The 12,487-nt window shown below is 55.8% G+C and carries 8 protein-coding genes and 1 tRNA gene; 4 read left to right on the forward strand and 5 right to left on the reverse strand.

The features are described 5' to 3' along the window. Nucleotides 1–157 precede the first annotated feature (157 nt). Nucleotides 158–230 (forward strand) — tRNA-Lys (locus NQ495_RS06950). A 162-nt stretch (nt 231–392) separates the two neighbouring features. On the opposite strand, the gene NQ495_RS06955 is transcribed toward NQ495_RS06950, so the two are convergent. After that, nucleotides 393–1,238, reverse strand: coding sequence for a hypothetical protein (locus NQ495_RS06955; protein WP_009133673.1), 846 nt, complete (start codon nt 1,236–1,238; stop codon nt 393–395). Nucleotides 1,239–1,368: 130 nt separating this feature from the next. On the opposite strand from NQ495_RS06955, the gene NQ495_RS06960 reads away from it, so the two are divergent. The 3 genes from NQ495_RS06960 (at nt 1,369) to NQ495_RS06970 (ending at nt 3,885) form a co-directional block, all read left to right on the forward strand. After that, entirely contained in the window at nt 1,369–2,259 is an 891-nt protein-coding gene (locus NQ495_RS06960) for a helix-turn-helix transcriptional regulator (RefSeq protein ID WP_009133672.1), read from the forward strand. 141 nt (nt 2,260–2,400) lie between these two features. Continuing rightward, the gene (locus NQ495_RS06965) at nt 2,401–3,036 is read left to right on the forward strand and encodes a DUF975 family protein (RefSeq protein WP_009133671.1); all 636 of its coding nucleotides are present in this window, start codon (nt 2,401–2,403) and stop codon (nt 3,034–3,036) included. 42 nt (nt 3,037–3,078) lie between these two features. Beyond that, nucleotides 3,079–3,885, forward strand: coding sequence for a M48 family metallopeptidase (locus tag NQ495_RS06970; protein WP_009133670.1), 807 nt, complete (start codon nt 3,079–3,081; stop codon nt 3,883–3,885). Nucleotides 3,886–4,077: 192 nt separating this feature from the next. Here the strand turns inward: NQ495_RS06970 and NQ495_RS06975 are convergent, their stop codons facing one another. From NQ495_RS06975 to NQ495_RS06990, 4 genes are all read right to left on the reverse strand, one after another. After that, entirely contained in the window at nt 4,078–7,323 is a 3,246-nt protein-coding gene (locus NQ495_RS06975) for a glycosyl hydrolase (RefSeq protein WP_009133669.1), read from the reverse strand. Between the two features lie 98 nt (nt 7,324–7,421). Next, nucleotides 7,422–8,447: a glycoside hydrolase family 43 protein gene (locus NQ495_RS06980; protein ID WP_187118320.1), complete on the reverse strand. Its 1,026-nt coding sequence runs from the start codon at nt 8,445–8,447 to the stop codon at nt 7,422–7,424. Nucleotides 8,448–8,552: 105 nt separating this feature from the next. After that, nucleotides 8,553–10,487 carry a menaquinone biosynthesis decarboxylase gene (locus tag NQ495_RS06985; RefSeq protein ID WP_009133667.1) on the reverse strand — a complete coding sequence of 645 codons (1,935 nt, stop codon included), beginning with the start codon at nt 10,485–10,487 and terminating at the stop codon, nt 8,553–8,555. 196 nt (nt 10,488–10,683) lie between these two features. Further along, nucleotides 10,684–12,384 carry a beta-N-acetylhexosaminidase gene (locus tag NQ495_RS06990; protein WP_009133666.1) on the reverse strand — a complete coding sequence of 567 codons (1,701 nt, stop codon included), beginning with the start codon at nt 12,382–12,384 and terminating at the stop codon, nt 10,684–10,686. Nucleotides 12,385–12,487 lie beyond the last annotated feature (103 nt).

Raw genomic sequence — 12,487 nt, forward strand, 5'->3', positions numbered from 1 at the left:
TTCGCTGTCTATCTGGCGCATTGCCAAAAGAGTGTCCGACCCGTCCGGCACGTAAGGGTGACCGCCAAGGAAGCCGGTGAAAATGAATTTTTCATAAATATTTTTTGCATAAAAAGGATTTTACCCTTATCTTTGCACCCACAATAACCGCAATGCTGGTTCTCTAGCTCAGTTGGTAGAGCACGACACTCTTAATGTTGGGGTCGTGGGTTCGAGCCCCACGGGGACCACAATAAGCCCGGTAATCTAAAATCTAGATTACCGGGCTTATTGCTTTAAATACCTTCCTCTGCCTGACCCTGAAAACACTCCCGGTCAGCATTGCCTATGCCCTGATGCCGAATCCGCTAAAGATAAAACGATTATCTGCCGGAAAATAGCGCCTGAGGATATCAATCGAAACGCAACCGGTCGTAGAAAGTTATCCTGTCCGTGCATTCGGCCGACACGACGAGCCGGACGGATTGCAAACGATCCAGGTATCCGGCTAATTCGGACACTCCCATCTCGAAACGCTGTCCGAAATAAGCCTGACGGTTGCACAACCTGTCCATCCGGCGCAGCAAACGCTTGTTCTCCGGCACCCCGATATCGAGTTCCCGGTTCAGCGCAGCCGAACGATGACGAAGGCAACAGAACAGTGCAGTCAGATTGTCCGCCCCCGGCAAAAACCCCAAATGCACCCAGGCCACAGCCATCAAAAACTGGCGCAACCCGTGAAACAGTCCGAACGCCGCCAACCGCAACTGTTGTGCATCGAGTTGCCGGTGCGCCTCGTTCAGAAATCCGCTGCCCAATCCGAGGCACCGCTCCGCATCGGAAACAGCCCTTTTGAACACGAGTGCAGGTTTGAACCGGACCTGTCGGGGAAACCGGCAAACCCCGTTATCATAAAGCAGCACCCCTTCCTGATACACCTTATAAAAGAAATAGCTGCGGGGCAGCAGGTCCGTAACCAAGCCGATCGCATGGCTTTGCACGGCAAGATACCGCTCGACACGCTGTTCACAGGGGAAAAATTCGCACAGAAAGCGCATCACCCCTTCGGTTGCGGCTGGAGGGTTCTTTGCGGTCAGCAACAACAATTCATAACCGCCCAAAGCGCTGGCCAACGTACCGCCCGCATAACGGCCGTAAAGAACGATCATATCGGGTGAAGCACACTGACGGATCAATCCCGTGATCCGTTTCAATTCCGACAAATTCGCATCGGGCAAATCAAACTGCAGGCTTCTCATTCTCGTTTTTTTACATGACTGACAGGGCCGGGCGACTGAAAATTTTCGTACATTTGTTCAGTCCCGGACACAAATATAATAGAATATTATCTACCTTCAAGCCTGTTTTTAGAATTTTTACTAATTTCGGATGATTTTAGAGCGACTGAAACAATATATCGACGCGAAAGGCATTACCATCGCCGCTTTCGAACGGGAAGCAGGAATGTCGAACGCCGCATTCGGCAAAGCGCTCAAGAACAACGGTGCGATCGGCACCGACAAATTAGAGAATATTCTATCCGCATATCCGGATATCAATCCCGTCTGGCTGCTCACCGGCAACGGCAACATGCTGACAAGCGGCAATCCGGCAGCCACCGCACCCGACGCTGGAAGGTCTGTTTCTCCAACGACCGTTCCGGCCGGCTACGGCAACCTCACCTATCGCGTCATCCGTGTAAATGACAACCGCCTGCTCTACGAAGGCACGCGCGACGGCGCCCTGCCTGACGAACTGCAGGTCGAAACGCTCGAAACTGCGGCAGAGAATTCCGAAAGGTCGGAGGATGCCCCGCGGAAACTACCGCCGATCCTGCGCCTTCCGGCCGGGGTGATCGGAGAGGGGCCGCACAAATGTATCCGGGTACGCGGAGAAGCCATGGCCCCGACACTTCGGGAGGGGGATTTCGTCGTAACGGCACAGGTCGGACGCAACGACTGGCCTGAGATTCGGGAGAGACAGCTCTACCTGGTCATCGATACCGGAGGGAATCCGCACCTGAGCCGAATCAAGAACCGGCTGGGCGACTACCAATTCATCGCCTGCACGTGCGACAATCCCGACAAAGGACAATATCCCGACCGCAATCTAATGGAACATGAAATCGCGGAAATATGGGAAGTCAAGTGCCTGTTGTCCGCAAATATCCCGGAGCGGCACGATGCCGTGAGCCGGGACATCGAACAACTCCGGCAAGAGATCAGCGAAATCCGGAAATTTCTGTCGAAACCGGCCGACAATCCCGGCGAACGCCGTTAACCCGGAATCCTTTATCTTTGCAGCACCATTCAGCACTGCGGACACGCGACACAAACATATTTTACCAATAGCCTCTGACTTTAAACTGCAAACGCCATATAACCTGAACACATATTCGATTCACCCAATACATTAAAGATTATGACCGAAAATTTCAGACCTACCGTTCTCCGGAACCAAGCCTACGAGGCCTTAAGAGGCAAATGGACACCCGCCGTGGTTACATCGCTCGTTTTTTGCATTCTGCTCGGCGTTGCCGTTTCTTTGTCACGGGTCAATGCACTGCTCTATCTGATCGCCTATCTGGGCGGAGCATCCATCGTCGCAATCGGCATGCTATACGCCTGTTGGGACCTCTTTACGAAAGGCACACTTCCCGAGGCAGGAGCACTCTTCGCTCCGTTCAAACAGTACGCACGTACGGTCGGAGCTGTCCTGCTCGTTTTCGTGTATACGCTGCTATGGACCTTGCTGCTGGTCATCCCCGGCATCATCAAGGCCTATTCCTATTCGATGACCTTCTACATCCTGCGCGAAAACCCGGAAATGACCGCCGGCGATGCAATCACCGCCAGCCAGAAAATGATGGACGGTCACAAAATGGACCTGTTCCTGCTGTCACTGAGCTTTATCGGCTGGGCTATTCTCGCCTCGATTACGTTCGGCATCGGTTACCTGTGGCTGATTCCCTATATATATACGGCGTACGCAGCATTCTACGAAACCCTGAAAAAAGAGACGTCCGTAACGCCTGCAACCTCTGTGTCAGCCGAATAAAATAAACACCTTTATTCAAATCCGCTAACCCAATTTCCAGAGATGAAACATATTTTTTTGTTCTCTGCAGCGCTGTTGCTGACGGCCCTGCATACCGATCTTTCCGCACAAATCCGCATCGGCGGCCGTAATATCAATGCCGCCAAAGCCATTCAGGCCGGCAGCGACGTAGTGAAAGCGATCACGCTTTCCGACGCCGATATCGCGCGGCTCAGCAAAGAGGCTGTGGATTGGATGGACGAAAACAATCCGGTTGCCGACGAGACGACCGAATACGGCGCACGGCTGAAAAAACTGACCGAGCACATCCAGGTGGACGGGCTGCCCCTCAACTTCAAAGTATACGATGTCATAGATGTCAACGCTTTTGCCTGCGGGGACGGCAGCATCCGGGTCTTCAGCTCGCTGATGGACCTGATGACCGACGATGAGCTGATGGCGATCATCGGCCACGAAATCGGCCATGTCGTACATACCGACGTGAAAGATGCGATGAAAAACGCTTATCTCGCCTCGGCCGCGCGCAACGCTGCCGGATCGGTAGAAGGAAGCACCGCCGCGAAACTCTCGAATTCCCAATTGGGGGAACTGACCACCGCTTTCACCAGCGCACAGTTCTCGCAAAAACAGGAGAGCCAGGCCGACGATTACGCTTTCGATTTCTGCATTGCGAACAACGTCGATCCCTATGCGATGTCGAATGCGCTGAACAAACTCGTGGAACTTTCCAAATCGGGGGGAGATAAGGCCAATGCGATCCAAAAGATGTTCGCGTCGCATCCCGACAGCGAAAAACGCGCGGTCCGCATGAAAGAAAAAGCCGACGCATACAAACAGCAAAACCAGTAACCGCAATATTCCGCTTCCGAAGATCGCTCCGGAGGCCCGTCATCCGGCAAGGATCTGCAGCGGAGAGTTTTCATCAATACAATCAGAAAAAGAGGAGCTCGTCATAATGAATGAGCTCCTCTTTTTCCATTAACATCCAAGTCAAGCGACCCGGATTACAAAACTATTGCAAACGGTCCGTCCCGTTTAGTTTTATTGCTCGTACGCCACGGCTGTCACCCGCACCGGCCCGAGCAAACCGGAAGTTTGCAGCGGCGAATCGGGACGCCACGGGTTGACCACAGTCCAGGTACGGCGCTGCGAAGCAGGCAGGCGGCTATCGCCGATCAGGCGGTTTACCCACGTGTTGACCACCTCAACACGCAGGTCGTTGCGCCCCTCTTTCACCCACTGCGTAATATCGAGCTCGTACGGGGTCGTCCATACGCCTCCGGCATATTGCCCGTTGACATAGACCTTACCCATCGCGGACAATTTACCCAGATCGAGCAATATCCGTTCGTTCGCCGGAAGTTTGACCAGATCGAACCCGGTGGTATATACCGCCGTCCCCGAATAATACTTAACCGAATCGTTAGGCATTTCGTTCCAAGGCTGCAAACGCGGCATCACGACCGGATTCACCGGGCCCCGCATCTTCTGGTCGAACGATACGTTCCACGGGCCGCTGATCTCGGTCAGCAACGCCGGGGACGGATAATTCGTCACGGATCCCACCTTAGGGGATTTACCCGCTTTGACAGGTTCGGCAAAAACGACGAACACGCTTTCATAACTGTCGAGGTTCAGCGGAACGGTCGTCGTTCCCTCTTGCTGCGTAAAATCGGGAAGCTTGCGCGTCGTACCGGTGGTCGGCAGCCACAGCTCCGGCTGCTTGCCGCCCACACGGAACACGGGTGCCACCTGCAACGGCTTGTCACTCTGGTTCGTAATGAAATAAATATCGATATCACCCGCCTGGCGGTGGCCGTACAGGACCGGAACACCCTCGGGCAACTGACAGTCCGGTGCACACTCGATCAGTCCGAACGCTTCCTGCATCGTCAGGCCATTGAGAATCATCCCCTTGCCGTATTTGGCCGATTTAACCTTCACACCGTCCACATCGCCCCACAGCTCGGCCGCCATCTCCGTTACGGCGGCATCGGCAGCAGGCTGGTTCTGCAAACTCGGCGAGTGGGTCGGCGGGGGACCGAGTACTACACCGCCGTCGGCAACCAGTTGTTTGATCTTTTTCAACAGCTCGGGCCGCATCGTTTCGAGCTTGGGCAATACCAGAATCCGGTATTGCGTGCCGTGCGGCAATGTCAGCAATCCATCCACGACCTTCATATCGCGCTCGATCACTTCGGCATTGATAAAGTCGTACTGATAACCTGCCGGAATCATGGGGTCGAGCACCCCGGCCATTTTCGGCGTATCTTCGCCGATGAAATAGGCCGCATCGGCAATGTTCAATCCCTGCTGCAGCATATAATTGCACCGCTTGAGATAGGTCGTGAAGAGGTCCATCTGCGAGAACCACGTATTCCCTCGGTTAAATTCGATCCCGAACCATGCATTGATACCCGGCAGCGAATCATAAGGCTGCGAAATGCAAACGTGCAGCAGGTTGTTGTTGATCCCTTCGGCGGCAAAACGGTCTCCGCGGTACTTAAACACCGCCGGATGGCGCTCAAACTCGTGCTGGAACGAAGTAAACGATTCGGCCGAAATTTTGTTTTTTCCGTAAATATGTCCGCACGAGATCGCCGCACGGTTCTCGATATTCCCCAGATCGCCCTCGGCCCAGAACTCGCCGCCGATTTCATCGGACTGGCCGCCGTACTGCAAAAACTCGCCGGGAAATCCCCAATGGCCGTAATTCTCGAGCCAGGTGGTCAGACCATACTTATGACTCTTCTCGCGCAGGCCCGCCACATAGTCGTAAGCGACCCGGTCGGCCACCAGACGGCGCACATCCCACAGGAAACGGTCCGATGCTTCGGGCGATTCCACCACATAACCGTAATAAGCCGGCAGGTAAGGCAGCGGATCATAGCCGTACCGCTTCCGGAACGATTCGAGGAAATCATCGGTAAAATTCTGGCCGCCGGTTTCGTAACTATCCTCGACCACCACCTTGAATGCCTTGCGGTCCTTCGCAGGGATACGCTCGAGAATCTGTCCGATAAAATTGTCGAAATGCGCCTCGATATGCGGCCTGCTCATCTTGTCGGTTTCATAGCCGGTCGCTTCGGGCGGCGCAGGGCTGTTCGTCGTTCCGGTAGGCGTCATGCCGGTGCGCAGGATCACCCACTCTCCTTCGGGAACGTTCCAGGTCAGCGTACCGTCCGAAGCCAGATACTGCGAAATATCCACGACCGAAGCGGGAGAAATCAGCAGCGCCGAATCTTCCACGGCCGGCTGGGCCGCCCACTGGTACTCCTGCCAATAGGGCAGCGGCGCGGGGTACATTTTGGCCAGCGTTTTTTCACTGTAACGTTCCACGCGCGGAGCAGCCGAAAGTTCGATTTCGTTCAATGCGCTCTCTTGGCCGGTGTTCTGCACAATCAGCCGGAAATCGGAAGCGGTCGTAGCCGGAATCGAAATCACGACAGGCGCGGCACGGTCGAAACCGACAGTCAGCGATTCGGAAGAACGGCGGTCGATCTTGAAATCGGATACCGTGCGATAGCCGTCACCCTCTTTTACCTGCAGCGAGCAGGCGGCTTCAAGGGGCTTAATCGTCGGACGTACGATCAGGGCGCGGGCGGTAAACGGTTCCGGAGGGGTCAGGTCGATCGTCAGCGTCCCGGCCGCAGGAAGTACGACCGAGGTAGTCGCATCGCCATCGGTCAGGTTTCCTATCCCGGCCACCTGCGGCTGCGACACGATTCGGGCGGCCATCTTTACCCCGGCGTCTTTAGGCGCCGGATAGGCGATCACCTTGACATCCTGAAACAGTTCGTTCGGCTGGGGCAGCTTCGCTACCAGCCGTTGGGGTCCCGTAACGTGGGTTTCGGACGAAGCCAGGTAACGCATCGCCTGTTCGGGTTTGACCCACGGGCCGCCCGACTGGCTCCAGCCGGGAGAATTGAAAATACCGATATCGATACCCAATTCCCCGGCGGTCTTCAACGCCGTGTGCAGGATATCCCACCACTCGTCGGAAAAGACTTTAACCGGCCCGTCGGGAATACGGCCATCCTTGATATTGCCGATGAACGCACGGTTGATTCCCGCTTTTTTCATCGCCTGTAAGTCCTTTACCACTCCTTCCTTGCTGAGGTTATTCGACATCCAGTACCAATAGACGCTGGTCTGGATCGAGTCGGGCGGCGTCACGAACCCTGCCTCGAGGGTTTGGCGCGTCAGCGGCTCTTTGGTCGGGCCGCAGGCGAAAAGTGCGGACCCCAAGAGCAGGCAAAACGCCGTGCGCAATAGCTGTTTCATCATTCAGATATCAGTTTTAGTCAGGTTTGATTCCCTTTTTCCCGGAAAGGACCGTTTTCACTATCGGTCATCCCATTCGCTCGTGCATGGCATATACTTCTTCACTCCGCACCCGAAGGCATCGGTTGCGGAGTCGAGGTAGGTCCCTGCACTTTCAACCGACCCTGCCGGTCGACAAAAATCCGGTCGATACAAACCACCCGGTCGAACGACGGTCTTGTCCCCTCGGGATCGGCATGGCGGTGATAAACGATGAACATCTCGCTGCCATCGGGAGACGCAACGATCGAATTGTGTCCTGGCGACGATACGCCTTTGGAAAGATCGGTGGTGAGGATCGGATTTTCATCGGCTTTCAGCCACGGACCCAGCGGATGTTTGGCAGTGGCATAACCGACGCCGTAATGGGAGTAGCCGGTATTGTTGGCCGAATAGGTCATGTAATAGCGTCCCTTGCGATAAAAGACGAACGGACCCTCATTGCCGCGGCAGTGGGCCCAGTCGACCATTTCCCACTCCTGGGAGGCCTGCGAGATCATCTGCGGCCTGCCGACGAATCCCGACAGGTCGGGCGTCAGCTGCACCACATAATTTTCACCCGAAGCGAAGCCGGGAATCGACGTGTTGCGGCTGAAAAAAAGGTAAGGCGTATGCGCCTTGTCGCGATCGACGAACAGGTGGCAGTCGATCGCGCTGTAACCGAAATCGAACCACGGAGCATACAGGTCTTTGTACGGACCCTCGGGCCGGTCGCTCACGGCCAACGACGAAAGCAATTTGCGGTTAACGGGATTGTAAGCGCTGTAAGTCAGGTAAAATTTACCGTTGTAATATTTCACCTCGGGAGCCCAGAACGACCCGGTACCGTAATGTCCGTCGGGCTTCGTGTAAGCGGCGCCTGCAAAAGTCCAATGCACCAGGTCAGGCGAAGTATAACAGTCGAACCCGTTGTGCTGACGGGTCGTACCGATCAGGTAGTAAACCCCGCCATGGCGGTAGACGAACGGGTCGGCCACCCGGACCATATCCCCGTTCGAATCGCGGACCGGATTGGTATAACCCTGCCGGGCAACAGCGGTTCCACTACAAAAAAACGCGAAATACGACACGACAGCCAACAACCGCATAGCAAACCGGCTCCTGCGTAGGAGTGAGGTCCTCAATCGGGGGGATTGGGATCGAGGGGGTAACGAGAGGATCAAGTCGTTCATGTCCTTTGAATAGTTATCAGTTTAACCCGACGGATTCTGTTTCGGATTCCGACAGGAACCGCCGCTCTCCGCATGGGTATCCTCTGTCGTTTTTCCAGGAAGCGGCCCACCGGCAGGTACCGCAGCTCCTTCTCCGTACTGCAGCCTGCTGTAATGCAGCGATGGGGATAGCATGAACTTCCCAAGGCCATATTCGTTCCAGCGACCGTCGACACGCGCGATCGTTTCGGGCGATGAGGCGACCACATTGGGCCACCGCCGCGAAAACCCGTTCACGCCGCCCGCTTTCGACCGACAGTCGAACAGCACGACGCCGTCCCGTATCGTCACATCACGCGACGGATCACAGTCCGATGAGGCGATCCACAACACATCCCCCGGTCGCGAAGTATCCACCTCCTCGTCGAGCAAAATCACATATTTGATTCCTTCGACCCGGTTTTTCTCCAGGAAAGCGAATACATCGGGCCGGACACCCCGGGGCGCGGACAGCAGCAATACCCTCCACGATTCGGAAAGCGCGTAATCGACCCGCACGATACCGTCCGAAAGTTCGAACGGGAACGGCAGCTGCACGGTCTCGAGCGGAGCGGCGGGATCGACACCCGTCGCATCGAACATCAGTTTGCCGCCGAGGCCTGTCTCGGGCGCAGCATGGTCGAGCACATCAAGCGGACCGCGTGAAAACATCAGGTCGTCAGGAATCCGTATCCGGCGCAGCAGATCGGCAAGTGCGGCCACGTCGCGTACCGGACGGCCGGAAGCCGTCACCACCATAAATTTATTGAACATCATTTGTCCCGCGCCCCACAGCGAACTGGCCGCTTTGAGCGCCTGCCCGGCATAATCGGTGCGGATATCGACCACTGCAATGTTGTGTGCAACGCCCGCTTCGGGCATCCACAGGTCGCGTACCTCGGGCAGCATCGCCGCCCGGATCGGTACCAGAAATATCTTTTCTGTCGCTTTCGCAATATAGGCATCTTCCTGCGGCGGCACACCGACGATCGTGGCCGGATAAACCGCTCCCCGCCGATGGGTAATCGCCGTTACATGGAACAACGGGTAGTAATCTTCGAGCGAATAGAAGCCGGTGTGATCGCCGAAAGGACCTTCGATCACCTTCTCCTCTGAAGGGTCGACATATCCCTCGATGACGATATCGCAGTCGGCCGGCACGCGCAGGTCATTGGTCACGCACTTTACCAGTTCGACGGGCCGCTCACGCAGGAAGCCCGCCAACAGGTATTCGTCCATATTGTCGGGCATGGGCGCGGTCGCCGCATACGTATAGGCCGGATCACCGCCCAGACAGACCGTCACGGGCATCCGCTTTCCGAGTCTCTGGTAAGCCCGGTAATGACGCTCGCCTGTCTTGTGCAGGTGCCAGTGCATTCCGGTCGTCTGCGGCGAAAAAAGCTGCATCCGGTACATGCCCACATTGCGCACTCCCGTATCCGGATCGAGCGTATGCACCAACGGCAGCGTCACGAAACGCCCTCCGTCCTGCGGCCAGCATTTCAGCACGGGCAACAGGTCCAACCGCGCGGCATCGCCTTGTAAAACGACCTGCTGGCACACCCCGCGGCCCTTGACTTCCCGGGGAAGCCAGCGTGACATGCGCCCCAGCAACGGCAGCATCCGTAACTTGTCGAACAGGTCGGGCCTCGGTGAAGTCAGCGCCGCAAAAAGCTCCTCGATACGGCCGGTCAGCAGATCCACGGACTCCACACCGAGCGCCATGGCAATACGACGGTCCGAACCCATCATATTGGTCAGCACCGGAAACGGAGTCCCGGTATTTTCGAACAACAGCGCACGCCCTCCGCCGGGACTCTTCGCTTCACGGTCGGTCAACTCGGCGATTTCCAATACGGGATCGACCGGAACATTGATCCGTACCAGCTCTCCCGCGCGTTCCAACGCCGCAATATATTCGCTTAACGTTTTATACATAACTTTTTATTAGCCCGTTTGCCGACAACCGCGGTTCGATTACATCGCGTGTTTATCCAGTCCGAAAATTTACCCGCCGCCGGTTCCGGACTGGCGCCCGTCGGCAGCTACGGCTTTCCGGCAACCTCAGTTAAAAACCGGTTGTTCCCGCTGCCGATCCAAAGTCGCAACGGGAACATTCCTGACCTGTTTGTAATTACTCTGCGATCCCGGTAGCCGAGCCTGTTGCGCCGGTGCCGCCGCCGGCGCTTTCGGGAACTTTCCCGGTCTCCGGAACAAACATATGCTTACCGTACTTATACCCTTCGGCATCGTATACTTTCGCCAGCGAATGCATCCGGTCGCTGAAGTCCGCATAATCCTTCCCGCCGTAAGTCCAACCGATCTCGGCAATCGCCGCCAGACGCGGCAGCGTCATATACTCGAGGTAATCGAGATCACGGATATATTCGGTCCAAAGGTTAGCCTGCACGCCGAGGATATATTTCTGTTCGGCAGGGGTCAGACCGGCATAAGGATCGAATTTATAAACACTGTCCACAGGCAGGCAGTTGCCGTAGGCGAGCGGTTCTCCGGCGGTGTCGGCCGTCTGGTAATAATCGAGGTAACAGTATGTATAAGGCGACATGACCACTTCGTTGCCGCGTTTGGCACCGGCGATTCCGCCCTGCGTGCCGCGCCACGACATAACAGCGGCATTACGGGAGAGGTCGCCACCCTCGAGAATCTCGTCCCATCCGATAATCCTGCGCCCTTTCGAGCTCATGAACTGGTCGATCCGGTGCACGAAATAGCTTTGCAGCTCTGTCTCGTTTTTCAAATGTTCGTCCCGGATCCGCTGCTGGCAGTGCGGGCACTCTTTCCAGCGGTTCTTCATACACTCATCGCCGCCGATATGGATATATTCGGACGGGAAAAGATCGATCACCTCGCTGAGTACATCCTCGAGGAAACCGAACGTGCTGTCTTTTCCGGCGCAAAACGCGTCTTCCTGAATGCCGTAAAGCGTCGTCACTTTATAATCTTTACCCACACAACCCAAATAAGGATATGCGGCGAGTGCGGCAGTGGCATGCCCCGGCATTTCGATTTCGGGGATAACGGTAATAAAACGGTCGGCGGCATACTTCACGATATCGCGGATCTGGTCCTGCGTATAGAAGCCGCCGTAAGGATTTTCGTCGAATTTACGCACAGTGTCGAGTACGTTCGTGAGCAAATCTTTCTCCCGTACCGAACCGACCGTAGTCAATTCGGGATATTTTTTGATCTCAATGCGCCAACCCTGATCATCGGTCAGATGCCAGTGGAAACGGTTGATCTTGTGCAATGCCAGTAGATCGAGGTACTCCTTAACCTCATCCGGCTTGAAGAAATGGCGGCAAGCATCGAGCATCGCACCGCGGTAAGCGAAATGAGGCTCGTCCCGAATTTCGACCGCAGGCAGTTCGATCACCCGGGCCCGTTCGCCCGCCAGGGCGGCTGCAGGCAGCAGCTGGCGCAGGCTCTGGAACGCATAAAATACCCCGGCAGGAGAGCCTCCGGCAATATCGATGCTATCGGGTGTGATTAAGAGCGTATAACCCTCGGAGGGAAGTGAATCGTCCAGCCGTACATTGATCGCATCTTTTTGCGCCTGTCCGCCTTGGGCGACATAAAGACCCTTGCCAAAGGCCTTTGATACCACGCCGTTAAAAAAGTCGGTCGAACGCAGCAGCGTCGAATCGTCGGCCAGCAACCGGATACGGGTGCGTTTGGTCAGGTCGAACGTGCTGTCCGAAAGCTGTTCGGAAACGGGTTTGGGAACAATCGCGACTGCATCGGACTTCGGAATCCGTTTGCCGCAGGAGGCAAACAGCATCAGCGCGCAGCACAAGGAGAGTAAGCCGGTCTTCATCTCTGTTTTGGTCTTTTTAGGTTTATACATAACAACACGATATCGTCCGGACAAACGTCCCGCACGACAGTCCATATAGTTCGGCCTGGAAGAGATAAATCTT

The organism is Alistipes indistinctus YIT 12060, from assembly GCF_025144995.1.
Lineage (GTDB): Bacteria > Bacteroidota > Bacteroidia > Bacteroidales > Rikenellaceae > Alistipes_A > Alistipes_A indistinctus.

Coding starts and splice junctions, on each gene's coding strand:
- NQ495_RS06975 (WP_009133669.1), bottom strand. CDS start 7,323: ATGATGAAACAGCTATTGCGCACGGCGTTTTGCCTGCTCTTGGGGTCC.
- NQ495_RS06990 (WP_009133666.1), bottom strand. CDS start 12,384: ATGAAGACCGGCTTACTCTCCTTGTGCTGCGCGCTGATGCTGTTTGCC.
- NQ495_RS06960 (WP_009133672.1), top strand. CDS start 1,369: ATGATTTTAGAGCGACTGAAACAATATATCGACGCGAAAGGCATTACC.
- NQ495_RS06955 (WP_009133673.1), bottom strand. CDS start 1,238: ATGAGAAGCCTGCAGTTTGATTTGCCCGATGCGAATTTGTCGGAATTG.
- NQ495_RS06970 (WP_009133670.1), top strand. CDS start 3,079: ATGAAACATATTTTTTTGTTCTCTGCAGCGCTGTTGCTGACGGCCCTG.
- NQ495_RS06985 (WP_009133667.1), bottom strand. CDS start 10,487: ATGTATAAAACGTTAAGCGAATATATTGCGGCGTTGGAACGCGCGGGA.
- NQ495_RS06965 (WP_009133671.1), top strand. CDS start 2,401: ATGACCGAAAATTTCAGACCTACCGTTCTCCGGAACCAAGCCTACGAG.
- NQ495_RS06980 (WP_187118320.1), bottom strand. CDS start 8,447: ATGCGGTTGTTGGCTGTCGTGTCGTATTTCGCGTTTTTTTGTAGTGGA.